Here is a 25,006-nt window from a genome sequence, read left to right on the forward strand (position 1 = left end):
CGGTGCTATGATGGCCATTACTCAGTCCTTTTTGTGGGTTTTCTCTGTTTGGCGATAGATCAGATCGCGCAAACTGGACTGAGTTTCTCTTACCTTTGAGATCTACTATTAGGAACAGCTATTTAGTTAACTACTGTGGCGCTTCTCGATGTAGGCATACTTGCGCTTTTAACAAGCCCCCAACAACCACTCACAAAATGCATGGGTCGATAGGTTTCGTTGCTTAGTTTCCTCATCCATTCGGCCTAATGCCACCACACTCACCCATTCTTCCAGCATGGCTTTAAAGCCCTTGGTTTCTAGGGTATTTGTCCAATCGGGCAGTTCGACAGTTTGGGTGATGCCGTTCTCGAATTTCTCGCCTTTCAAAAAGCTATTAAATTGATAGGCTGCATTTTCAAAGGCCAACGACACTGACTCGCAGGTTTTGCCGAACTGACGGTTCATTTGGCCATTGAATAGAATGCCATTTTCTTCCCAGGAGAGGTTAATCATGGCGATTTCATCGCCCGCTTTCTGGCAAACCATCTGAATGTCTTGCTGGTCAATGTTTCCATGGATATTGAGCGAATCAATCACGTGGATCATGTCATCAAAAATGAAGTCCTGTGCTTTGCCTGTCAGATTGAGTCGATGTTTGTGCCATGTAAGCGTTCGAAGATCAGCTCGGCCCACCAGCGTGTTCCAAAGTGGAATGTAGCGGCGATTGAAGCCAACAAACAAAGGGACGGATTTTTGCTCTGACAAATCATGAAGCTTTTGGTAGTCGGCAAAATTCAGCGTGGCAGGCTTATCAACGAAAACGGGGATACCCTGTTCCATAAAAAACGTCGCAATAGCAGCATGTGTTTCGCTGCTGGTGTGGATCATCACGCCATCGATATTCATCTCAAGCAACTCGCGATAATCGCGGCAGGTTTCCGCAATGCGATATTCGCTAGCGACTGCTGCCAGTTTTTCTGGGTTGCGGGTACAAAAGATAAGCTCGAGATTTGGCATGCGGGTTAGCAAAGGAAGGAAGGCTTTAGTAGCAATATCACCCAAACTGATTACGGCAATTCTCATTCATTTCCCTTTCATTGTTGAAGCAGATTGCTTGCTGATTCAGAGCCAATCGCAAGCTGCAAAGCTGGCTTGGAGGGTATCATTTCCGTACCAATTTAGACTCCATACGCGTCACACTAAAGAGACATTTTCGATATTCACCTTCTCTAATTTAGTTCTCACTGCTTTTGCTGTTCTCTCGCTTATTGACACTTATTTGGCGCCATTGATAGGTTGCGTTATAACATAACAAATCAGTCAGGCTAGGATGCTAATCCAGACCATAGAGAAGCATGTTAGATGCTCGCGTTGGCTCTGTATTTCAAGGGATATATGAATGAAAGACATTAAACCTATTTTCCGGAATCTCGAGAAAATGCTCCGCCAGTCATCATGGTTTGATGATGGTTGGGAGATCTATAACCGCGGCGTGTACATGCAGCTTTATAAGGAAAATTGGCACAATGAGGCTCAAGGCGGCATCCACTTTGAAACCTATATTGAAGCGCCGCAGTTAAAGCAGAAAGAGTTTCCTATCTGTATGCACGCAGAAGAAGACTGCCCTTCACAATCTGAATTTGTCCGCAAGTTTCTGCAGCTTGAAGGTCAGACGATTAAGGGCTGGAAAGGCTATCAAGCGATAGGGAGCGGTTATCATATTTGTCAGCGCAACCTGCCTCTCAACTTTAAAAACCTCGAACAAAAGCTGTATGAAGAGTTTAACCGTCTCCGGCAACTTGAAGACGGTATTGAGCAGACATTAAGTGAGCTCTGAAGCAGGATAACGATGAAGCGGAATCAAAGTCCCTGTATTGATGTGTGTGATTTTTCTGGCCCCAAAGGATGGTGTTTAGGATGTGGTCGTACGCGTGAGGAATGCCAAAAGTGGAAAGGCATGAAGCCTTACGACAAAAATGCCCTTCAAAAAGAACTGAAGAAAAGGATGTCTAAGTTATCGGTTAAAGAAGGAAAATAACGATCGCATCTTGGTGCTGCTCTCCTATACCCAAATAACCTGAATCCGATCCAGTTCAATTATTACCTATTGGTAATAATCAATTTCGAATGTGTTGCATTATCAATTTTCACATCATCAATATAATGCGCCCCATTCCGCTAGCCTATGAAACCTGATGACAAGGCTGGCATACCGTATTCAACAACACTCAGAGTGTTGGTATTGGGAGAGAACGATGTCAAGAATCGTTGTAGTAGGTGGAGGTGCAGCAGGCCTGGAGTTAGTCACTCGTTTGGGTAAACAGTTTGCGCGTCGCCGTGAACATGAGGTTATTTTGGTTGAGCCTGCCAGTCACCATTACTGGAAGCCTCGTCTGCATGAAATCGCGGCCGGAACCTTCGACCAAGAATTGGATGCTGTTAGCTACCTCCAACATAGCTTCTGCAATCGCTATCAATATGTCCAAGCTTCAATGTCTGCACTTAGCCGCGCTGACAAGCAGATTGAAATTCGTGATGCCAATGGCCAGATATCGACGCTCGATTACGACTATCTGGTGATTGCGGTTGGCGCAGTAAGTAACGACTTCAAAACGGCAGGCGTCAGCGAACACTGCCTGTTTTTAGACTCTGCAGAACAAGCCCAGCGCGCATGGGATCGCATTAATCCTTTGCTGAAAGCCGATGAGTCTCGTCAAATCTCTATCGTGGGCGCAGGTGCAACAGGCGTCGAATTGGCCGCCGAGCTTGCAAAAGTCAGTAATCAGCTAAAACGTTACCGCAGAAATGCCGAGCTCAAAATTACCCTTATTGAAGCCTCTGATCGGGTATTGCCTGCTGGACCTGAGTGCATGTCCCGGAAAGTGCAGCACGCTCTCACTAAAAGCGGAGTAAACGTTAAAACAAACACGCGTATAGCGCGCGCAGAAGAAGGGAAACTCATTACTGATAATGGTGAAGTTCTGACTGCCAGCCTCCAATTATGGGCGGCAGGCATTAAGTGTGCACCTTGGCTTGCGACACTTGATGGATTGGAAACAAACCGCCTGAACCAGTTGAAAGTTGACCAAACGCTCCGTACCTCGATGGATGAGAATATCTTTGTTATCGGTGACAGCGCTGAATGCCCGCAGCCTGACGGCAGCTTTGTACCACCAAGAGCGCAAGCAGCAAATCAGGCTGCAGATCATTTAGCTCGCCAGCTTATCCGTATGCTTAAAGGTAAAGCGATGAAACCATTTATTTTCAATGATGGCGGAATGGTTATAGCGGTTGGCCATGACTATGCAGTAGGCAACCTGATGAACAACAAATTGATCGTTCGTGGCCGCTTTGTACGCAACCTGTATGACACAATATTTCGTCTTCACCAGAAAATTCTATTTGGTTGGGGTCGCGTCACGGCACTGGTGCTTCTAAAGCGTGTAAAGGCATCACTGAATCCTTTCTACAAGCACAATATCTCCTAAAGGCTGTTGACCCTGTAACCCATCAGTCTCACTGGGGAGTGCAAAACACTCCTCAGTGCCTTATCGCTTGCTTTTTCAGCTCAGTTTTCCAGTGTGCTGTGAATTTTCGGAATAACAATAATGTGGACTAAACTTCGTCAATCTCTCCCTTTACAGCTAGCGTTTGCTGCTTTTTCTGCTTGGGCCATAACCCGCCTCTTCTCCGTTGACGATCAGGTCACTCAACAAGACTGGTATCAATTGATCGCTCTGGATAAAACCTCTTATCTGGGCTTGCTCAAAATGGTGGTAGGCATCGTTGTTATGCTGTCACTGCTGCAAGGTATCACCAGTATTGGCTCCACAATGCGGTTAAAAAAGATAGGCCGAGCCACGATACTGTTTTATAGCTTTACCTCTTTCATTGCTATCAGCCTCGGGCTGGGTGCGTCGTTACTGCTCCCACCTTGGGAGCCACTGACATCAATTGTGCCGGTAGGCGAAGAGGTCAAATTGATTAGCGCTGAAGCCGCTAGTGGTGGGGCCATTGCAGAAAAATTAATTTCGATGGCACTTGTTAACCCAATACAAGCCCTGTCCGAGGGTAACCTTCTCGCGATTGTCTTGTTTTCGTTCATGCTCGGTTTGGCCTTGCTGTCAGTACTACCCGAAAAGCATCCACTATTTGAAGTGATAAATGGGCTAAACAAAGCCGTGAATAAAATCGTCAGCGGTATGATCAAGCTGGCGCCGTTGGCCGTTTTTTCGATCGTTTTTGAATTTTCTGCCTCCGGCAGTAGTTTGCTGTTCAAGCAGTTGGCCCTGTTTGCCGCATTGGTGTTTACGCTCACCCTGATCCACGGCGCCATAGTGTTACCGGGTATTGCCAAATTCATCACCGGGACAAGTTTCAAGCGTCTCTTTAAGGCATTGTCTGCCCCAATGGCCATGGCATTCGCGACTTCCTCTAGCTCTGCAACCCTGCCCCTTTCGATGGAGACCGCAGAGCAGGAGCTTGGGGTATCTCAAACCACCAGCAGTATGGTTCTACCTCTTGGCTCTGTCATGAACATGGATGGCACAGCACTTTTTGAAGGGGTAGCTGCGATTTTTCTTGCTCAACTCTTTGGTGTCGATCTGACAACCTCCGGATTGGTGATGATCTTTTTCATGGCCATGGTGTCTTCCATTGGCGCGCTAGGAATGCCTTCAGGTTCTATGTCTGGGATGCAGATGGTACTGCTAGCTGCGGGTATTCCCCTCGAAGCAATTGCCATATTGTTGCTGATTGAACGCCCACTGGATACCTTCAGAACCGCTGTCAACGTTGAAGGGGACCTTATTGCTGCAGTCGTCATTGATAAGTGGCAGCAGGAAGGAGGGACAAGTCATGCTCTAACCCATCACGCCATTTGATAACTGCCATCGGTATGCCTAATTTAGATCTGAAACTGAATGATTATTCAGCATATAATTTTCTTAATCAAAACATGCCGATAACCAATCAAGTTTTACGCAACCCAATAATTTTAATGCGTACAAATGACCGATTAGCTATTGCGCAACTGCACGCATTTAACATCCACTTGTATTTTATTTGCTACTGATGTTTTTTTATTCACAGTATTTGTGGATAAGATACACAAGTTCAACGCTCGTCTTTATTTTTAACTCAGCGATTCTTTTATGAGAAAGTGGAGCTGAAATTTTTTTCTATTTTATACATTCGGCTTTAAGCGCATTATTTAATTGGTCTTTTTAGTCTAACAGACTGTATTCCCTCTCAACCTTGGCAATTCGCGTTGTAAAGGCCTGATACCATTTTTTTCGCCCCATTTTCTGGGCTTCTACATGCTCCATATTTGCTTTCCATTGCTTGATGGATTCGAGGTCTTTCCAGTAGGAGACCGTGATACCTAACCCTTCCCTGGCCGACTCAACACCCAGAAAACCTGGCTGCTCAGTCGCTAACTCAACCATTCGCTCAGCCATTTCTCCATAGCCTTCGTCAATCTCTGTTCGGTGATTGGTGAATATCACTGCGTAGTAGGGTGGCTCCGGGGTGTTTGCAATGTCAGACATGATCATTCTCTCCTTCGCTCCATTCTTTATAGGAAGTTATCCAAGTCTTTGGGATAACTGCAAATACATTTCAATGCTCTACAATCAGAAGAGTCATTTCAATGGATTAATCACTTTTGGCTTTTACATTGCGACAATTGCAGTACTTCGTCGCTACTGCTGAGCAGGGCAGTATGTCCCATGCCGCCCAGTTACTTTCTATCTCCCAGTCCGCTATAACGGACGCGATAAAAGACCTCGAGGCTGATCTCGGGGTGCTTTTGTTTGAACGCCATCCAAGGGGACTGAATATCACCCGGAATGGTCATCATTTCCTCCGGCATGCCAAAACAATCCTCGGGCAAGTATCCGATGCGCGCTTATCTCTTTCTCCCGAGAGTTCCATGTCCAAGGGAGAACTTAACATTGGCGTGACCGCCTTGGTTTCAGGCTATGTATTGGCTGATATTCTTTCACGTTATAAACGTGCTTATCCTTATGTGAAAATCGCTGTTATCGAAGATAACAGCGAATATCTGGAGCACCTTTTGATTGGAGGGGAGTTGGATGCCGCCGTTATCCTTTTAGACGAGGGGCAAGATCTAATGGCGCTCGATGCAGAAACATTGGATGTTTCTCCGTACCGGCTCTGGCTACCTATTGGGCACAGGCTAACCACCAGCGACTCTATCTCACTCGACGATATTTCGGATGAACCCTTGGTGATGCTTAATATAGAGGAAATAGAAGCCACGACACACAAATTGTTGAGTGCATTAAATACCCGCCCAGACATCGTATTCCGCACCCGCTCCGTTGAAGCCGTCCGTAATATGGTTGCTACTGGTGCAGGTATCACTTTATTGCCGGATATGGTTTATCGACCTTGGTCGCTGGACGGTGATCGCATTGAATCACGAGACATATCTGGCTCGCTGCCGGTTATCCGAATTGGTGTGGTTTGGCGAAAAGGCTCAAAACTCCAACCTCACGTCCAAGGTTTTATCAACGTCGCCCAGTCTCACCACAAACAGCGCTCTAGATAAAAAGCCAAGGTTGTCAGCCTATATACCCAAACAACCTGAAGATGCAGAATTCAGCGAGTTTGGGTATATACATTGAGGAAAGCAATGTTGTGGCAAAATTTTGGCTGCTTACGCAGCCAAATGAATTCGTGCCTTTTGAGCAAAGAAAGCATGATATACGTTAGAGATACCCATCGTTTTTCAAATCTTCCGTTGTCGCTTCAATACTTTCCCGCAGCGTTGCCACAAGGAAATCGATATGTTCTTTACTCAGGGTTAGAGGCGGTGACAGCACATTCATATGTCCCAGTGGTCGTACAATTAACCCCCTACGCTGACAATGTTCTGCAATTCGGTTACCCACTCTCGCTTTTCCATCCAGTAATGCCTTAGTCTTCTTATCTGCAACATTTTCTATGCACATCATATATTTACGACCACGAACATCTCCAACGATGGGTAAATCACACAAAGACTTCAATTGCTCTTCAAAATATGCCCCAAGGTCCTGAACCCTGCCACAGAGGTCCTCTCTCTCCATAATCTCAATATTCTTTAACCCTGCTGCACAGCTAACCGGATGGCCAGAGTAGGTAAATCCGTGGGTGAATATTGCGCCCTCTGCCTGAGGTTTGCTTATCACCTCATAGATATCGTCAGATAGAATAGTGGCTCCCAGTGGCAGATAGCCAGAAGTCAGTCCCTTTGCGCATGTAATGACGTCAGGCACTATCTCAAATTCCTTCTCAGAGGCAAACATGTGCCCTAAGCGCCCGAACGCCGTGACCACCTCATCGGAAACATACTTCACATCGTATTTCCGGCAAATTTCTAACGTGCGTTTGTGGTAGCCAGGAGGCGGTACAATGACACCACCTGCTCCCATGATGGGCTCTGCAAAAAATGCCGCCACGTTGTCAGGCCCCAGTTCAATGATTTTGTCTTCAAGCTCCTTCACTTTTTCATCGCAAAAGTCTTCAAGCGTTTGGCCTTCTGGTCGTCGATATGGGTTAGGACAGGATATGTGATGAACCAATTCTTCGTGTATATCAAAACCAATGTGGTCAGCCTGTACACCAGTAATTGACATCGACATGTAAGTACTGCCATGGTAGCCATCTATTCGAGAAATTATCTTCTTTTTCGAACGCTTACCGAGTTGGTTAAAATAGAAATGAATCAATCTCACCGCGGTGTCATTTGCCACTGAGCCGCCACAACCATAAAAGACATGGTTGAGGTTTCCCGGGGCCAACTCAGCAAGTTTGGCGGCGAGTTTAGCAGCAGGAATAGTTGTATGATGACCAAAGCAGGAGTAATAAGGGATTTTACGAACTTGGTCAGCAATGGCTTCCGCCATTTCTTCTCTGGCATATCCAATATTTACGCACCACAAACCGCCTATTCCATCTAAATAGGTTCGGCCTTCAAAATCTATGACATGCGCATTATCACTGCCAGCGAGTACCATCGATCCTGTCTCATGAAAGGTCGAAAAGTCCGTCCATGGATGGATATAGTGGTCTTTATCTTGTTGCCAGATATTCTGCATCTCTGGGTTCTTTGAATCGGACATATCGAGCTATCTCCTGCTTATTTCATTCCCTGCTATGACGGCTTGTATCAGTTCAGGTTAGGCCGTGGTGAATTATTGATAAAATATTTTTTCACTAAGCTTTGCATTAAAAAAACTGAAGTAGTCATTGCAATTGGCGATTGCGCTGTTTACTCAGTCAACTCGTCAAGAAGGCGGTCTATAAATAGCTCACAGTCCTCTAATTGACTTTGCGTGATGAACTCATCCGGCTTGTGACCCTGCTGCATACTGCCCGGACCACAAACCACAGTGGGTATATGAAGCCGAGTGTCAAAAAGCCCACCTTCAGTACCAAAATTAACCTTGTTCATCGTGTTTTTTCCCGCCAACCGTTGGACAAACTCAATGATGTCGGCGCGATCGGTTGTTTTAAGTCCTGGATACTCGGTCACAATTTCGGTGTCTATTTTGCAAGTGGGGTCTACAAGACGCATTTCCCGCACCAGTTCATCTGCATACCCCATAAAGTCATCGATAATTTGGTGGGGGTTATCACCGTTGATATATCGAATTTCAAAAGAAAAAGAACAGCGGTCGGGCACGATGTTTAGCGCTATCCCGCCCGATAGCTTACCGACATGCACTGTAGTAAATGGAATGTCGTATCCCTCTTCGAAAGGGCCATTGTTTTGTTTATCCGATGCCTTGTTGTCGAGCCAGTTAATCAGTCTCGCAGCATAGGAAATAGCGTTAACCCCCAAAGGTGCAAGGCCAGAGTGGCAAGCTTTTCCTTTGACCGTCACGGCTAATGCCACTTTCCCTTTGTGCGCAGTCACAACATCCATGGATGTCGGCTCTCCAATAATGCAACACAGAGGCTGAGAGGGTTGTTGGTTCATCACATCGATCAACCTTCTAACCCCGATACACCCAATTTCTTCATCATAAGAGAAGGCTAAGTGTATCGGCAGTCGTAACTTTCTTTGCACCATCGCGGGAACCGCTTGAAGCACTACTGCCTGAAAGCCTTTCATATCTGCAGTACCCCGACCGTAAAACCTGTCACCATCTTGCGTAAGCGTAAACGCAGGTTTGGTCCACACCTGCCCCTCCACGGGCACAGTATCTGTGTGTCCTGATAGCATGACGCCCGGTTTATCTTGCGGTCCAATAATGGCGTATAGATTGGCCTTTCTGCCCGTATCATCAAATACAAGCTTTGATGCGACTCCGTAGTCTTCGAGATACTGTTTGATGAAGTGGATCATGGAAAGATTGGCATGGCAACTGGTCGTATCAAAGGCGATCAGGCGCTCAAGTAGTGAAGTGGTTGTCGCTCTGGTCATTTCTCACGCCCCCTATTGATACTGTTTGACCTTTTGGAAGTGCGCACTTTATTCATCACCCGGCACACCGTAGGACTCAGCATTCTGTGGATCATGTGCTCGCGTGATGTATGCCTGCATCTGAGGTTCATATTGTTGCCACAGCATCCTGAGTTCAGTGATCGGGGAAATATGCCAATCCACGCGAAGATTCACCACCGGCCATTCATGTTGTGCAGTAACCAGCAAGCCTGCAGAGTATGCGGGACCTTTCTCTCCCCCCGCACGCAGCCCTGCTTCCAATGCCTGCATCAGTCGCTCAGCCAACGAACCCGTTGACTGCTGAAAACTTGTCGTCATTGCCAGAGGCACATCAGGGTTGTCCAACAGGTTCCCCATCGCGATACAATCTTTCCCTTGAGATGAGGCATGAATACCCAATGCCTGGTCTCCTGTAAAAAGAGCGCCTTGACCAGCAAGGTTAACCGCCCCAATCTGCCGCCATTCAATATTCGCCTGATTCTCAGCCAGAAAGCCAACCGCTGTAGCTGGCTCTTCTCCTGCTGCCATGCGCTGAAGCAACAGAGTGCCAAGGGCGGGATCCGTGATATTTTGACTGAGCGCTACGCCCACACCACTTCTAACAAAGGCGCATCGACTGGCGACACAAATACTTGAAGATGCTATCGCGCACCCTGCCATTTGGCTCTCTCGACAAACAGCTGCGATGGAAAATGTCATTTCATGCTCCTTATTCGTCTGGCACAACGGCTATTACATCTATTTCCATTAACCACTCAGGCTGACCCAGTCCCTGTACCACCAATCCTGTCGAAATGGGGAACACACCTTTTAGCCATTTACCTGTAACCTGATATACAGCCTCGCGATACCTAGGATCTGTAATGTAAGTCGTGGTTTTCACTATATGGGACATGTCAGAGCCAGCTTCTTCCAGAAGCTGTTGGACATTTTTCATGGCCTGTTCAGCTTGGGCTGCTGGGTCACCAAGCCCAACCAGTTTACCATCGAAATCAGTGCCGACCTGACCTCGAACATAGATGGTGTTTCCCGCGCGGACAGCCTGACACAGATCGTTATCCAATTTTTGATTGGGGTAGGTTTCCTTGGTATTGAACTTTCTTATTCGAATATGAGTGGTCATTGAATGCTCCATGATTAGCACTGACGTTTTGAAAGATCGCCTTGAGTAAGATATTTGCGTTGGGTAGCAATATGGTCAGCGATAAATCGGGCATCGTGCCATACCCCCCAGATAAAGGAGGAACCGCGGCTAGAGAGCCAGGGCAGGCCAATAAAATAGATACCGGGATGTTTTGATATTCCGCGTTGATGTGCGGGACGCCCCTGCTCATCAAAGGCATCAACATCAAGCCAAGAGTAGTCTTGTGTATAACCTGTCGCCCAAATCACCGTGCTGATCTTCTCTTGCTCCAGGCTCAGGGACCGAATCGGATGCGTTAAACAATGTGGGTCATGAGGTATCTCTCTGGCCTCTGGCTCCAAGGGAAAATCGAGTCCGTTTTTCTCGATGTAATCATCAGCCGCATCAAGCAAGGCAAGGTAGTCATGATCACCCCGCTGAATATTGGTCACCAGATCATCCCGAAATGTCACCGTATCGTGCTCAAAGCTGTCCGTTAGTCCGACTAACGTCACGCCTTGATGTGCCAGGGCTCTAAAATCAACAGTCCCCTTAATTCCTCGACTGCCCGTTACCGCAATGGTGGTGTGCTCCGTACCCGGCTTTACGGTTTGAATATCCCATTTGCCCAGCACACCAAGCCACCAAACGAAATCCCTCCCCCGGTATGAGCGCGGGGGCCTGTCATGAGCGCCAACAGAGAGAAAAACTTTACGCCCCTGCTGCTGCAGCTCGTCGGCAATTTGGGTACCGGATGACCCTGCACCCACCACGAGTACCGCTCCTTCAGGCAATTGTTCAGGGTTACGGTATTGCGAAGAATGAATCTGAAACACAGCGGGATTTGAGGGGGCTATAGGTGGCAGAGACGGCAATTGAAATGGGCCTGTCGCTGCTACCACACTGCGAGCATCATAGTGGTGTGTTGAAGTGGTCACCCGAAAGCCCGGCTTACCTTCATGACGAGAAACCTTGGTGACATTAACGCCTGTTTCGATCGGGGCATCAAAACGTTTTGCGTATTGCTCGAAATACTCCGCAATTTTGTCCTTAGGCACGAATTCATGATCGCCAAACTCAGCGAATTCCATACCAGGAAAGCGATCATGCCATGCAGGGCCGTTTGCAACCAATGAATCCCAACGGGCCGAGCGCCATCGCTCTGCGATTCTGTCCCGTTCAAGCACTATGTGCGGAACACCATGTGCTGTAAGGTGTTCGCTGATCGCCACACCGGCTTGGCCTGCACCCACAACGAGAGTATCAATTTCGATGATCTTGTTTGCCATTTCCAGTCCTTCGCGCCTTCATAAGCCTGATAAATGAAACGTGTTCAGAGGGCGTTTAATTACCCCTACTCTCTGACTCTTCACAGTTGAAAAGCCTGGAGAATGGTATTTAGTAACGTCCTTCCTTGTTATTTGAAATAAGTGAAACCGAGCGTGGTTTTTAACAATTTTCAACGATTGAAAAGAAAGCTTAGAGACAGGTTAGGGTGATTATTTGTATCGGTAAAATATTATTAACCTAAGAAAAGCATTAAAAAAAACTATTCAAACACCAGTGTTGAAATAATAGAAAAATGGCGGTAAAACTCTATGAGTTTCACCGCCAAGTTCAGGAGAATTGACGCAATAAAATCAAGTATCAAAAGCTTTACGTGACTACAATGAAATTATGCCAGTCTCGATTCATTCAAATATGACTTAACAGAAAAATTTCTGTATATTTTTTATCGCGAGTCAAAGCCAGCTAATACATTAACGACATTGATACCGATTTCCTCCACATCATAGCCACCTTCCATGACAAATTGCGTTTTAATGCCCAATTCAGCAATATCTCTACCAACCACCAGATAATCATCACTCTTGAGTTTAAAAAAGCTGATGGGATCATTTTCAAAGGTATCTACGCCGAGAGAAACGAGTAGCACATCGGCATTGAATGCTGCAATTTTCTCCAACGCTTTCGCCAATGATTCTCGCCACGACGCAAAGCCAGTCCCAGGTGGCATCGGATAGTTGACGGTATACCCCGTTCCTGATCCTCTACCCTGCTCTTTTTCGTGGCCCCAGAAAAAGGGAAACGTATCCAAAGGATCGCCATGGAGAGAAACAAACAGCACATCATCTCGATCATAAAAAATCTCTTGTGTGCCGTTGCCGTGGTGAAAATCGATATCAAGAATAGCGACTCGCTGTGATCCGTTGTCACGGCAGTATTGAGCAGCAATAGCGACGTTGTTTAAAAAGCAATATCCACCATATCGGTTGGCGGTGGCATGGTGACCCGGAGGACGGCACAGTGAAAAGATCCCCCGGCTCTCGTTTGAAAGGAGTTTATCAATACCCGACAGCGCAACCTGCGCACTCTCATAAGCAGCTTCCCACGTTCCTTCACTCAGGCTGGTTTCACCCGCAAGTGCGTAATAACCGAGTTGCCCTTCAATAAAACGGGGTCTGACCGTCTGGAGTTGTCCTGCAGGCCATACGGATGGAATTGCCTCTCCTTCGAAACCTGCCTCTTTCCACCTCACCCATGCGGTTTGAAGAAATTCGACAAAATCAGCAGAGTGAATCGCCCGAATCGGCGACATACCATAATCACCCGGCGAAATGACGTTCCCTAGCTGGGTATCCCGGATACGGTTGACAATATATTCTGCCCTGCTGGGCCGCTCATAAGGCTCAACGAGCAACCCGCCCGATAGTTCTGTTTTGGCATTTCTGAGGATATGTTTTTCAGAAAAAATTGATTCCATCTTTTCCTTCTCCCTGACAACATTCATGTCATTGGCAGGAGGAAACTCCCGCCAAGGACTTATTTGCGTAGATTCGTCCACATACGATCATAGACAGTCTGGGTTTGCGCATCACACGCTTGAACAAACACTCCGTTACCATTTTCAGGAGGGTTGGACTCCGGTTCCTCAGTCAACGCTTTGTCCAGATAAGGTTCGGCACCAGACAGAGCCTGGCCATATCGCGCAAAGTTCGACACCTGTGCAATGTTTTCTGGCTTAAGCAAAAAGTCCATGAACTTTATGGCGTTGTCACGGTTTGGTGCATCTTTCAGCAAGACGACGCTATCCATCCACAATACGTAGCCTTCTTTCGGAAAAGCATATTGTAGCGACGGTCTTGCACCGCGCGCTTTAGCAGCATAACCGTTGAATATCATACCCACTGCAACATCTCCGGAAGCCAGTACTTCTTTTGCGGTATCAGAGTTAAAAGATGCCCAGTAAGGTTTGGCCGTTTGTAACATTGCATTTAGAGCCTTGAGCTTTTCTCTGTCTTGGATGCATTGCGGTATACCCATATGTAAGGCCGCCAATGCCAGCACTTCCCCTTGACTGTCTATCATATTGATCCTGCCTTTAAGCATCTCAGGCGGGTTAAAGATGATATCAGTGGTATTGATGTCTCCTGGATACACTGCGGTATCAACGGCAAAGCTAGTGGTTCCCCACTGGTAAGGAATTGAGTGTTTCAAACCCGGATCGTATGCAGGATCCGCAAATTGGGCTTTAACATTACCAAGATTCTTCCTTTCCCCCTCGGCAATTTCATCCAACATACCTTCGCTCAACAAAATCGACACCATATAGTCTGTTGGTACCGCGATGTCATAAGTACCCAATGCTCCCGCCTTCAATGTCGCCAGCATAGACTCATTAGAGTCGTAGGTATCCATCACCACCTCGATACCCGTCTCCTGCGAAAATTTATCAAGCAACGATTGAGGGATGTATTCGAACCAATGATAAATAGCCAGTTTTTCGGCGGCGTGTGCGCCAGTTGCCGACACCATGATGGCGACAGCAGTCAGAGCGGATCTAAGGATGTACGACATAATGTTCTCCTTTTCCGGTTTAGGATTTTTCGCCTTTTTTACTGACGAAATACGACAAGGTGACCATTACTACCGAAAATGCCAGTAGCATGGTTGAAATGGCCATGATGTTCGGTTTTATGCCTTGCTTAACGGCACCAAAAATTGCTGTAGGGAGGGTTTCTACGCCCGCCCCTTTAACGAAATTGGTAATAATGAAATCATCGAGAGAAATGATGAACGCCAATAAGAAACCTGAAATGATCGCAGGTGCCATCAACGGAAGTAAGATTCGGGTAAAGGCCTGACGACGGGTGGCGTAGAGATCCATCGCAGCTTGCTCGTAGCTTGACTCGATTCCCTGCATACGTGCGGCAATTGGTAAATAAGCAAACGGTATACAAAAAGCAATGTGTGCCACCAGGATGGTCAGAATTCCACGTTCAAACCCGATACTGTTGAAGAAGATCAGCGTGGCGACAGCCGTTACAATTTCAGGCACCATCAAAGGCAAGGAAATCAGGCCAAATGACCATTTCCTAAGCCGGAATCCCCCACTTCTCACCATGGCTGTTGCCGCAAACACAGCAATCGCTGTTGCTGTTGTCGCCGCAATAATCGCGATCAGAAAGCTATTTCTTGCTGCAACTTTAAACTTCGCACTTTCAGGCCCAGAGAACACATCCAGATACCAGCGAAAAGAAAAACCTTCCCAGACAGCGATAGACTCAGACGCATTGAAGCTATAGATACTGACGATGATCAGAGGGGCATAAAGCACAGCCAGACAAAGCAGTGTAATGGGCATAAATCCGGTGAACGCCTTGATATCATAATGACGACTTTTCATTCGCGCCCAGCCTCCTTTCCTGTTCTTTTGGGTGAAGAAAATATCAGGAGGATCAGCAACACCAAACTCAGTAAAATCATCGACGCCGCCGCACCAAAAGGCCAGTTCCCAGCGTTACCTTTGAACTGCTCTTCTATCAAGGAACCAATCATAAAGTTCTTCGCACCACCAAGCAGATCTGGTGCAAGAAATGACCCGAGTGACGGGACAAAGACCAGAATCGAACCCGCGATAACACCGGCCTTGACCGAAGGAAGAAGGACACGCCTCAAGATGGCCCATTTGCTGGCATAGAGGTCGGCGGCCGCTTCACTGAGTGAAAAGTTATAGCGCTCAATAGACGCATAGATAGGCAGTACCATAAACGGCAGGTAGGAATAGAAAAGACCGATTTGAACCGCGACATCGGTGTTGATCAGACGAATCGGGCTCTCGAGTATGCCCGACCAAAGCAAGAAATCATTCATCGGGCCTTCGTCACGCAATAAAAAACGCATTGAGACGGTGCGAATCAATAAGTTCACCCAATACGGGATGGTGATCAAAAATACCCATAAAGGACGGTAGCGTTCGGGTCTTGTCGCAATGAAATAGGCGGTCGGAAAACCAATAATAAGACTGAAAAATGTTGCAACGCCCGCTTGCCAAATCGAACGCCAGAAAATGGAGATGTATGTCCACTCTATACTCGGCGGTTCATCGCCGAATAGGCCTCTATCAAAGAAGAACTGATCGTACGCTGCCAGAGAAAATTCCCAGCTAACGCCTCCCCGAAATTCTTTGGTCAAAAACGAGTAAATCAACATCAAGAAAACAGGAGTCAGCACCAAAACTGTCAGGGTCAACCACGCAGGAAGAAGTAGCCAAATTCTCGCTTCTTGATAGGTATTTGAGACGACTTCACCGCCACTGCCGTTTCCACCAGCCATCAGTCAATCAGGAGGCGGGCAGCCCCCTGCTCCATATTGACAAAAACATCACTTCCCGGAGAAAAGATACACTTTCTACCGCGCTCTGAATTCGGTGTTCTCACTGTGAAGTCGGTACCATCAGGGAGCCGGATACGTGTCGACAAATCTGTGCCAATGAACATGTTCTCTTGTACTTGTCCCTGGAGGCACTCCGTTTCGATGGGTTTAGAGGATAGGTAAAGGCGTTCAGGGCGGATAGAAACGTGCAGCGTGTCACCGATGTTGACCTCTCCCTCACAGGCACACGTAAGCGTATGGTGTTGACTAATCTGACAACGCGCCTCCCCGCTATGAACAGCATCGATTGTTATCGGCAAAAGGTTGGTTTCACCAATAAAATTGGCGACAAACGTATTTCTCGGTTTCTCGTAAATATCGCGTGCCTCATCCAACTGTTGCAGCTCACCCTCAGACATCACAGCGATGCGGTCTGACATCGTCAAGGCCTCTTCTTGATCATGGGTGACAAAGATAAACGTTATTCCTGTTTCCCTTTGTAAATGCTTCAGCTCAATTTGCATGGCTTTTCGCAACTTTAGATCGAGTGCAGATAATGGTTCATCAAGAAGTAGCACTTTAGGTTTGGGAGCCAATGCTCTTGCCAGTGCAACACGCTGTTGCTGCCCACCCGATAGTTGGCCTGGCTTACGATTGGCAAACTGACTGAGCTGAACTAAATCCAGCATCTCACAGGCTTTTTTTCTCGCTTCATTTTTTGTTGATCCACGCATTTCCGGACCAAAAGCCACATTGTCGAGTATCGTCATGTGAGGAAACAGGGCGTAATTCTGGAAAACGGTATTCACTGGGCGCTGAAAAGGAGGTAAGCCTTCTATTTCCCTCCCAAACAGAAAGATTTCTCCTTCTGTTGTACCTTCAAAACCTGCAATCATTCTAAGGAGGGTTGTTTTCCCGCACCCGGAAGGGCCAAGTAACGTAAAAAATTCGTTGTCTTTAATCGACATGGATATTTGTTTTAAAGCGGTAACATGACCATAGCGCTTGACTGCATTTCTTATTTCTATCGCAATACGTGGCGGGGTAGACACCGCGCCTTTTGACTGAGACGGGCTTTGCAGCACGTCTTGACTGATAGTTTTGTCCATTCCCGTTGACTCCCTGTCAGGTCTTGAACCTATTTAAAAGTGAGGCGCAAACTTCCGTTGTCGCTTTCAATCAAAAATATAGTCATTTACCGAAGAGGCTAATGGTCTCAAAAATCGTAAATATGTATCGAAATAACAGGAGTCAGCGTAAAAATTAGAGACAGTGGTAGCTCAAGCACACCATTTTTCTGTTGTGCAGGAAACATTCAAAGCCGATAACCACGGTTAATTCTCTCCGCCTTAACCTTTCTATTTTTCTACTTTTGATTAATGCCATCTCAGAGTATTAATAATCTTTGCATTGTGAAAATATTATTAACTTAACAAATGAATTAAAAAAACCTATGCAAGCTCATCCACGCTTTTATAAAGGATGATGCTTCTATATATGAGGTAAACAAAAATAACCGTGACATCGTTTCGTTGGTAGGTGTCAGAAGTAACCACTAAATTAGAGTAATCGGCATGCGTAAACGGACAAATACCACAACGCCAGTCAATCTCGCCGAATCCTGCATCTTCAGGTTGTTTGGGTATAGATAAAATTAATGCAATGCGCAGATTAATACTATTTTACATATGCAAGTTGGCTTTATACGCTGAGTAGTAACCGGAAAAAACGCTTGTGATGATGAAATAGATTATTGACCGTTTCCTATCAGTAGGCTGCATCAACGTCATACCCGTTCCAATATTCTGACTAAGGCTACTGGCTTAAAAGCGGCAATTCGTTACGGTATAGAGAGGACAAAAGGAATGGCAAAGCAAGACAGGGAATACTGGCTTAACCTCAAATCAAAGGTCAATTTACACGCCAAAGCGTTCATCAATGGTGAGTTTTCCGATGCCAGTGACAAAGGCACGTATTCGACCATCAACCCTGCCACCGGAGAAAAACTGAATGATACCGCGTCATGCACAGCGTCGGATGTTGATCGTGCAGTGAGAGCAGCGAGTGACAGTTTCCGCTCCGGAGTTTGGTCAAACATGGCACCTCGTGATCGAAAAGCGGTATTGAAAAAGCTGGCTGGCCTCATGATGGATAACGTGGAAGAGCTGGCATTGCTGGAAAGCCTCAATGTCGGCAAACCCGTAGCAGACGCCCTAAACATTGACATACCCGGTGCTGCTGGATGCATTGAGTGGTATGCCGAAGCAGTAGATAAGCTTTATGGCGAAGTCGCCCCCACAGACTGCAAAGCATTAGCCACCATCACACGCGAGCCCGTTGGCGTTGTTGCCGCCGTCGTACCATGGAACTTTCCACTCGATATCACCGCATGGAAAATTGCCCCAGCCTTGATGGCGGGCAACTCCGTGGTACTCAAACCTGCCGAGCAATCACCATTGACTGCACTCAGATTGGCCGAACTTGCGAAAGAAGCAGGTATTCCAGACGGCGTATTCAATGTCGTCACTGGGTATGGTCATATTGTGGGTAAGGCATTGGGTCTTCACCCAGATGTAGACTGTGTCACTTTCACGGGTTCGACAGAAGTCGGCAAGTTGTTTATGGGGTATTCGGCGGCATCTAACATGAAACAGGTTTGGCCGGAAACAGGAGGTAAAAGTCCCAATCTCATTTTTGCTGATTGCGACCTAGAATCCGCGGTTAACACCGCTGCCATGGGGATCTTTTTCAATCAGGGAGAGGTTTGCTCAGCCAATTCCAGGATACTGGTTGAGCGATCTATCAAAGCGGCTTTTGTGAGTAAGCTGGTTGAAAAAGCCAATGCAATGAGAGTCGGCGATCCATTGGACTCAGACACCGAGATGGGCGTGTTGATAGATCAACAACATACCAGCAAAGTGCTGGGATACATTGAACGAGCACAAGAGGACGGCGCAACCCTGCTCGCAGGCGGAAAAGGCGATAGTTCCCAAGCTCAAATAGAACCGACGATATTTGATGACGTTCTCCCCTCCATGGAAATTGCCAGAAAAGAAGTGTTTGGTCCTGTTGCGGCTATCATCACTTTTGACACTGAAGAAGAGGCCATTGAGCTCGCTAACGATTCCATTTACGGTTTGGCAGCATCCGTTTGGACGACAGACTTAAACCGGGCCCATAGAGTCGCTAAACGGATTCAAGCAGGTACTGTCTCAGTCAATACGGTTGATGCGTTGGATTACTGCACGCCTTTTGGTGGCTTCAAACAGTCAGGCTTTGGTCGCGATCTCTCCTTACACGCCATCGACAAGTTCACACACCTAAAAACCACATGGATAAAGCTGTCCTGATACTAAGAAGGAAGGCCTCTGCAATCCCTTTCAGTGGCCTTTAAGTCTACCTCTCCCATGTTTTCTTCCGCCATATCATGGGTTTTATTGGCTGGCAGATGCCCGCTCTCAACGCTAAACCGCATTACCGAATACAAACTTGGAAGATAAGGCCCATAGTGTAAGATTATTTTACAGAGTGATGTGAAATTGCCTGTAAGTACCATGCTGCAGAGCATTTTCGGGAGAACAACATGCACTTTACCCTAAAACAACTTCGATATTTTGTTACCGCAGGGCAATTTGGCAGTGTAACCAGAGCCGCTGAAACTCTTCACGTCTCACAACCCTCAATTTCCTCAGCCATCCTTCATCTTGAAGAAATCACGGGGTTACAACTGTTTGTCAGGCATCATGCCCAAGGTCTCTCTCTCACACCTGCAGGCAAACAATTTATTCTAAAAGCCAAGCAACTCCTTTCGGACGCAGAGGGGCTTGGCCGTTATGCCAGTTCCTTAGGGGAAGAGGTAAGCGGGTCACTGCGAATAGTTGGCTTTCCAACCTTCACACCCATATTAATTCCGCTGCTAATGAGGCGTTTCGTCGAAGCCTATCCCGATGTCAATATTTACTGCGATGAGGCACATCAAAAAGACATTATTCAAAATATGTATGACGGCCGTTATGAACTCGCAGTAACGTACGATTTACAAGTGCCATCTGATATCGAATTTGAACCTCTATTAACCTTCGCCCCCTACGCCGTATTACCTGTTTCACACCCCCTGTCTAGTAAGGAATCACTATCTCTTAGCGATCTTGTTGATTTACCGATGGTATATCTAGACTGGCCAATGACCCGAGACTATTTTTTCTCTCTATTTCTTAGCCAAGATCTGCAACCAAATTTCGCCTATCCAGCGCAGTCACTTGAAATGGTCAGGAGTTTAGTGGCAAACGGATTTGGATATACACTGTTCAATACACCTCTTATCAATAACCACGCATTGGATGGCGGTGAGATGAAAGCCATGCCGTTAAATGACAACCTCAGGCCTCTATGTGTTGGTGTGGCTAAAATTGCGCACTTTCGGCTGACTCCTGCTGCAAGCGCCTTCGTAGACATGCTCAAATCCTATTCTGAAGATATGTCATCCAACATCTTCTCCGCCACCATTGCCTCATCGAAGAAAGGCAATATTCAGCAATGAACGCAGTTATCGCGAAATCTGCCTCGCATTGAACGCATTGGTGATCTCTGAATGCGAGCATCTTGTTTCGGTATGTTTGCCAGAAACACGTTAATTGTTCGAGAAGTTCATCAGCTGTTTCGGCTATTTATTGTCATGATAAAAAACCTATTTTTCCTGTGGTTACCTCCGGTATCGGATTTTCCTATACCTCTCTTCTGGATATCCCATTTGTAAATGTGGGCTCAAAAAACAAAGCTTTTAGAGGTTGATTCCGACTTTCGTTTTTTTGAGAAGTACACAGGGAGAGAAAGGAAATGAATCAGACAAGGATTACCGCACTTATCGCCTCCACTTTCATTTTCGCCGCCTCGAGCGCTGCGACAGCAGATGCACTCACCAAGATCGGTAAACCCGAAGGTCAGGTAAACATTGTCGCCTGGCCGGGCTATATCGAGCGCGGTGAGACATCCCCTGATTTTGATTGGGTCACGGGGTTTGAAAAAGCCACAGGCTGCAAGGTAAAAGTCAAAACTGCCAACACATCAGACGAAATGGTCGCTTTAATGAACGAAGGTGGATTTGATTTGGTCACTGCCTCTGGCGACGCCTCTTTGCGGTTGATTGCGGGTAAGCGCGTGCAACCCGTCAATATTGACCTGATCCCAAGCTGGAAGACCGTCGACAAGCGATTGCAAAACGCGCCTTGGCATACCGTTGATGGCACACATTACGGGACTCCCTACATGTGGGGACCCAACGTATTGATGTACAACAAGGACGTTTTCAAGGAAGCGCCAGCCAGTTGGAACGTGGTTTTCGAGGAAGTCACACTGCCAGATGGGAACACCAACAAGGGACGTGTTCAAGCCTACGATGGACCAATACACATTGCAGATGCCGCCAACTATCTGATGCATCATAAACCTGAGCTTGGCATCACCAGCCCTTACGAGCTCAATCAGGAACAATACAACGCGGCGCTTGATTTACTCAGACAGCAAAGAAAATTAGTTTCCCGCTACTGGCATGATGCCTTCATCCAGATTGACGACTTTAAGAATGAAGGCATGGTGGCCTCAGGCTCTTGGCCATTCCAGGTCAATCTGCTCGCTGCAGACAAACAGCCTATTTCATCAACCATCCCAGTTGAGGGAGCCACAGGTTGGGCGGATACCACCATGATGCACGCTGACGCTGACAATCCTAACTGTGCATACCTTTGGATGGAACATACCCTTGCTTCGAACCTTCAAAGCGATCTCTCAGTATGGTTTGGCGCAAACCCCAGTGTACCCGCAGCGTGTACAGATGGCCGGGGCATGCAAACTGCCGCAGGCTGCAAACTCAATGGAATGGAAGAGTTTGACCGCATTAAGTTCTGGCAAACCCCTGTCTCAAAGTGCAAGAGCCAAGGTCAGTGCGTGCCCTACTACCGCTGGGTATCTGATTACATTGGTGTGATAGGTGGCCGTTAAGGCCACCTTCAAGGATTCCACGGACACAAGGAGGTAACGATGTCCGACGCTGTGAGTTTCCAATCGGTTTCACGCTGTTATGGCGATGTTAAGGCTGTTGATGATGTAACCCTGTCGATCGAAGAAGGTGAATTCTTTGCCTTACTTGGTCCTTCAGGCTCAGGGAAAACCACCAGTCTTCGCCTTATTGCAGGCTTCGAACAGCCCTCCTTTGGAGATATCAGGCTATTCGGTGAAAGTGTGTCAGGCATTCCGCCCTACCAGCGACAGATAAACACCGTGTTTCAGGACTATGCGCTCTTTCCTCACCTCAACGTTATCGATAACGTGGCTTATGGATTGATGATCGCTGGCGTTGGAAAAAGCGAACGCTACCGGGAAGCTGAAAGTGTGCTGGAAATGGTGAAGCTTCAGGGCTTTTCAGACCGACGTCCAGCGGCACTTTCCGGTGGGCAACGTCAGCGCGTCGCCCTGGCACGTGCACTGGTCAACAAGCCCCGTGTACTGCTTCTTGATGAACCGCTCGGTGCGCTTGATCTCAAGCTCAGGGAGCAAATGCAGGAAGAGTTGAAATCGCTGCAACGTCAATTGGGCATTACCTTTGTGCTTGTTACCCATGACCAAAGTGAAGCACTTTCCATGGCTGACAGGATTGCGGTTTTCTCAGAAGGGCGTGCCATGCAGGTAGACTCACCGGAAGGCATTTATCGTCGTCCTGCATCAAGGTTTGTCGCCGACTTTGTGGGTTCATCCAACGTTTTGCCACCGCAATTTGTTGAACGCCTGAGCGGACAACCCAGATGGGCAAGTCTGAGGCCAGAATCGGTGAACCTTGTTAATGAAGGAGGCCTGCGCGCCACGGTAACAGGACGTAGCTTCTTGGGGGTAATGACAAAGTTAAGCCTGAATGTTGAAGGTTACGCCCTCTCGTTGCTCGCGCCTTCTTCGTCGGCCCTGCCAGAGGAAGGCATGCAGGTTCGCGTCAACTGGCAGCCCACCGATCTGCACTTGATGGAGGCCAAATGAATCATCAAGCCTCCACTGTCACAACACCCAGTGCCGCTCCAAAAGGGTTCTTGGTCAGCTTCTCTGATTTACTTTGGAGAAAGCCAAGCGTTTTGCTCGCGATTCTTCTTGGGCCCCCCGTGCTATGGCTAGGTGTCGTCTATCTGGGTAGTTTGTTTGCGCTTCTCATCCAAAGTTTCTTTTCCATCGACGAGTTCACCGGACTGATTCAGTACGAATTTACACTGAAAACCTATGGCGAACTTTTCAGCGCCGCCAACCTCGACATTATTGTCCGTACCGTGTCTATGGCGGCATTTGTGACAGTTGGCGCTGCGATCATTGCTTTTCCCGTTGCTTACTTTGCTGCCCGCTACGCGCATGGGAAATGGAAGGCACTGTTCTATCTCGGGGTGATGCTCCCACTTTGGTCGAGCTATTTGGTCAAGGTGTATGCATGGAAACTCATCCTCGCCAAAGAAGGCATTCTTAACTGGCTGCTTACCCAACTGCACCTTGATGCGTTGCTTAACGCCTACCTTTCAATACCCATCATTGGTGGTAACTCGCTGTCTGTGAGCTATACAGGAACCTTTTTGGTCTTCCTCTATGTCTGGTTACCCTTCATGATCTTGCCGCTGCAAGCTTCGCTTGAACGCGTGCCGTCGAGTATGCTGGAAGCCAGCTCAGATCTGGGCGCAAAGCCACTTCAGACGTTCCGCCATGTGCTGCTCCCTTTGGCGCTCCCAGGTATGGTCGCCGGCTCGATCTTTACGTTTTCACTGACACTGGGGGATTACATCATCCCTCAGATCATCGGTTCATCCCGCCTGTTTATCGGGCAAGCCGTTTACTCTCACCAAGGCACTGCCGGGAATATTCCTCTTGCCGCAGCCTTTTCGGTGGTCCCAATCGTGATCATGGGTTTCTATCTCATGGGCGCGAAGCGCATGGGGGCCTTCAATGCACTCTAATTCTTCCCCCAAAGCACCATGGTTGCTGAAAGTCGCCGCTTTCGGTGGGCTGGCCTTTTTGCACCTGCCTATTCTGTTGATATTTGTCTACGCGTTTACGACTGAAGAAAAGAGCTACCAGTGGCCGCCACCAGGTTTCACACTGCGTTGGTTAGAGGTGACCTGGAACCGCCCTGATGTTTGGGAGGCGCTGACCCTTTCGCTAAAGGTCGCCAGCTTGGCAACCATCATCGCCATGGTACTAGGCACACTCTGTGCGGCAGCGGTTTCGCGGTCTCGTTTCTTTGGACGTGAAACCATTTCCCTATTGGTGATTTTACCTATCGCACTGCCAGGCATTATCACGGGGATTGCGCTTCGCTCAGCGTTCAATCTGGCTGACATTCCGTTTTCCTATTGGACGATCGTATTGGGCCACGCCACCTTCTGTATTGTTGTGGTTTACAACAACGCGGTAGCACGTTTTCGCCGGACCTCAGGAGCATTGATTGAAGCATCGATGGATCTAGGTGCGAACAGCTTCCAGACCTTTAGACATGTGATCTTGCCCAATATCGCGACTGCATTATTGGCAGGTGGCATGTTGGCATTTGCCCTTTCATTTGACGAAGTTATCGTCACCACATTTACCGCCGGACAACAAGCCACCTTACCCATATGGATGTTGGAAGAGCTTGTGCGACCAAGACAAAGACCCGTCACCAACGTTGTTGCGATGGTCGTCGTTCTGGTGACATTTCTACCTATTCTTATCGCCTATTACGTGACGCGTGAAGGCAGCCACATTGGCGGACAAGGAAAGTGAGGAGGATT

Annotated in this window: 23 protein-coding genes; 11 read left to right on the plus strand and 12 right to left on the minus strand. The window is 47.5% G+C overall.

What is annotated here, in order from left to right:
- Window positions 1–168: 168 nt before the first annotated feature.
- A complete protein-coding gene (locus GMA8713_RS19080; protein ID WP_062713244.1) occupies window positions 169–1,065 on the minus strand; it encodes a Gfo/Idh/MocA family protein in 897 nt (298 codons plus the stop codon).
- A 316-nt stretch (window positions 1,066–1,381) separates the two neighbouring features.
- Between GMA8713_RS19080 and GMA8713_RS19085 the strand changes: the two genes are divergently transcribed.
- The 4 genes from GMA8713_RS19085 to GMA8713_RS19100 all read left to right on the plus strand — a co-directional run bounded on the left by GMA8713_RS19085 (window position 1,382) and on the right by GMA8713_RS19100 (window position 4,865).
- Window positions 1,382–1,819, plus strand: coding sequence for a hypothetical protein (locus GMA8713_RS19085; protein ID WP_062713246.1), 438 nt, complete (start codon window positions 1,382–1,384; stop codon window positions 1,817–1,819).
- 12 nt (window positions 1,820–1,831) lie between these two features.
- Window positions 1,832–2,020, plus strand: coding sequence for a DUF1289 domain-containing protein (locus GMA8713_RS19090; RefSeq protein WP_062713248.1), 189 nt, complete (start codon window positions 1,832–1,834; stop codon window positions 2,018–2,020).
- 217 nt (window positions 2,021–2,237) lie between these two features.
- Window positions 2,238–3,470 carry an NAD(P)/FAD-dependent oxidoreductase gene (locus GMA8713_RS19095; RefSeq protein WP_062713250.1) on the plus strand — a complete coding sequence of 411 codons (1,233 nt, stop codon included), beginning with the start codon at window positions 2,238–2,240 and terminating at the stop codon, window positions 3,468–3,470.
- A 120-nt stretch (window positions 3,471–3,590) separates the two neighbouring features.
- Complete coding sequence (locus tag GMA8713_RS19100) at window positions 3,591–4,865, plus strand: dicarboxylate/amino acid:cation symporter (protein ID WP_062713252.1); 1,275 nt, start codon at window positions 3,591–3,593, stop codon at window positions 4,863–4,865.
- Between the two features lie 342 nt (window positions 4,866–5,207).
- Here GMA8713_RS19100 and GMA8713_RS19105 read toward each other — a convergent pair whose 3' ends face one another.
- On the minus strand, window positions 5,208–5,531 hold the full coding sequence (locus GMA8713_RS19105) for an antibiotic biosynthesis monooxygenase family protein (RefSeq protein WP_062713254.1): 324 nt from the start codon (window positions 5,529–5,531) through the stop codon (window positions 5,208–5,210).
- Window positions 5,532–5,647: 116 nt separating this feature from the next.
- Between GMA8713_RS19105 and GMA8713_RS19110 the strand changes: the two genes are divergently transcribed.
- Window positions 5,648–6,556: a LysR family transcriptional regulator gene (locus GMA8713_RS19110; protein WP_062713255.1), complete on the plus strand. Its 909-nt coding sequence runs from the start codon at window positions 5,648–5,650 to the stop codon at window positions 6,554–6,556.
- 160 nt (window positions 6,557–6,716) lie between these two features.
- Here the strand turns inward: GMA8713_RS19110 and GMA8713_RS19115 are convergent, their stop codons facing one another.
- The 10 genes from GMA8713_RS19115 to GMA8713_RS19160 all read right to left on the minus strand — a co-directional run bounded on the left by GMA8713_RS19115 (window position 6,717) and on the right by GMA8713_RS19160 (window position 17,326).
- Complete coding sequence (locus GMA8713_RS19115; protein WP_062713257.1) at window positions 6,717–8,111, minus strand: aminotransferase; 1,395 nt, start codon at window positions 8,109–8,111, stop codon at window positions 6,717–6,719.
- A 149-nt stretch (window positions 8,112–8,260) separates the two neighbouring features.
- On the minus strand, window positions 8,261–9,418 hold the full coding sequence (argE, locus tag GMA8713_RS19120; RefSeq protein WP_062713259.1) for an acetylornithine deacetylase: 1,158 nt from the start codon (window positions 9,416–9,418) through the stop codon (window positions 8,261–8,263).
- 48 nt (window positions 9,419–9,466) lie between these two features.
- Window positions 9,467–10,138: a DUF1028 domain-containing protein gene (locus GMA8713_RS19125; protein ID WP_062713261.1), complete on the minus strand. Its 672-nt coding sequence runs from the start codon at window positions 10,136–10,138 to the stop codon at window positions 9,467–9,469.
- A 10-nt stretch (window positions 10,139–10,148) separates the two neighbouring features.
- Window positions 10,149–10,562, minus strand: coding sequence for a RidA family protein (locus tag GMA8713_RS19130; RefSeq protein ID WP_062713263.1), 414 nt, complete (start codon window positions 10,560–10,562; stop codon window positions 10,149–10,151).
- Window positions 10,563–10,576: 14 nt separating this feature from the next.
- Window positions 10,577–11,851, minus strand: a complete 1,275-nt coding sequence (locus GMA8713_RS19135) for a flavin-containing monooxygenase (protein ID WP_062713265.1) — start codon at window positions 11,849–11,851, stop codon at window positions 10,577–10,579.
- A 443-nt stretch (window positions 11,852–12,294) separates the two neighbouring features.
- On the minus strand, window positions 12,295–13,326 hold the full coding sequence (locus tag GMA8713_RS19140; protein ID WP_062713267.1) for a histone deacetylase family protein: 1,032 nt from the start codon (window positions 13,324–13,326) through the stop codon (window positions 12,295–12,297).
- Window positions 13,327–13,385: 59 nt separating this feature from the next.
- The gene (locus GMA8713_RS19145) at window positions 13,386–14,420 is read right to left on the minus strand and encodes an extracellular solute-binding protein (protein WP_062713269.1); all 1,035 of its coding nucleotides are present in this window, start codon (window positions 14,418–14,420) and stop codon (window positions 13,386–13,388) included.
- Window positions 14,421–14,439: 19 nt separating this feature from the next.
- A complete protein-coding gene (locus GMA8713_RS19150; RefSeq protein ID WP_062713270.1) occupies window positions 14,440–15,249 on the minus strand; it encodes an ABC transporter permease in 810 nt (269 codons plus the stop codon).
- Window positions 15,246–16,178 (minus strand): ABC transporter permease, encoded by a 933-nt coding sequence (locus tag GMA8713_RS19155; RefSeq protein ID WP_062713272.1) that lies wholly within the window; start codon window positions 16,176–16,178, stop codon window positions 15,246–15,248. Before GMA8713_RS19155 ends, GMA8713_RS19150 begins: the two co-directional genes overlap by 4 nt.
- The gene (locus tag GMA8713_RS19160; protein ID WP_062713274.1) at window positions 16,178–17,326 is read right to left on the minus strand and encodes an ABC transporter ATP-binding protein; all 1,149 of its coding nucleotides are present in this window, start codon (window positions 17,324–17,326) and stop codon (window positions 16,178–16,180) included. Before GMA8713_RS19160 ends, GMA8713_RS19155 begins: the two co-directional genes overlap by 1 nt.
- A 756-nt stretch (window positions 17,327–18,082) precedes the next feature.
- On the opposite strand from GMA8713_RS19160, the gene GMA8713_RS19165 reads away from it, so the two are divergent.
- From GMA8713_RS19165 to GMA8713_RS19190, 6 genes are all read left to right on the plus strand, one after another.
- On the plus strand, window positions 18,083–19,567 hold the full coding sequence (locus tag GMA8713_RS19165) for an aldehyde dehydrogenase (protein WP_062713276.1): 1,485 nt from the start codon (window positions 18,083–18,085) through the stop codon (window positions 19,565–19,567).
- 233 nt (window positions 19,568–19,800) lie between these two features.
- Window positions 19,801–20,757, plus strand: a complete 957-nt coding sequence (locus GMA8713_RS19170; RefSeq protein WP_084387781.1) for a LysR substrate-binding domain-containing protein — start codon at window positions 19,801–19,803, stop codon at window positions 20,755–20,757.
- Between the two features lie 296 nt (window positions 20,758–21,053).
- Window positions 21,054–22,214, plus strand: coding sequence for an ABC transporter substrate-binding protein (locus GMA8713_RS19175; protein ID WP_062713278.1), 1,161 nt, complete (start codon window positions 21,054–21,056; stop codon window positions 22,212–22,214).
- 39 nt (window positions 22,215–22,253) lie between these two features.
- Window positions 22,254–23,240: an ABC transporter ATP-binding protein gene (locus GMA8713_RS19180; RefSeq protein ID WP_062713280.1), complete on the plus strand. Its 987-nt coding sequence runs from the start codon at window positions 22,254–22,256 to the stop codon at window positions 23,238–23,240.
- Window positions 23,237–24,193 (plus strand): ABC transporter permease, encoded by a 957-nt coding sequence (locus GMA8713_RS19185; protein ID WP_062713282.1) that lies wholly within the window; start codon window positions 23,237–23,239, stop codon window positions 24,191–24,193. The genes GMA8713_RS19180 and GMA8713_RS19185 overlap by 4 nt, the downstream gene beginning before the upstream one ends.
- Window positions 24,183–24,998, plus strand: coding sequence for an ABC transporter permease (locus tag GMA8713_RS19190; RefSeq protein WP_062713284.1), 816 nt, complete (start codon window positions 24,183–24,185; stop codon window positions 24,996–24,998). Before GMA8713_RS19185 ends, GMA8713_RS19190 begins: the two co-directional genes overlap by 11 nt.
- Window positions 24,999–25,006 lie beyond the last annotated feature (8 nt).

The sequence above is a fragment of the Grimontia marina genome, from assembly GCF_900060185.1.
In the GTDB taxonomy this organism is placed as follows: Bacteria; Pseudomonadota; Gammaproteobacteria; order Enterobacterales; family Vibrionaceae; genus Enterovibrio; species Enterovibrio marinus.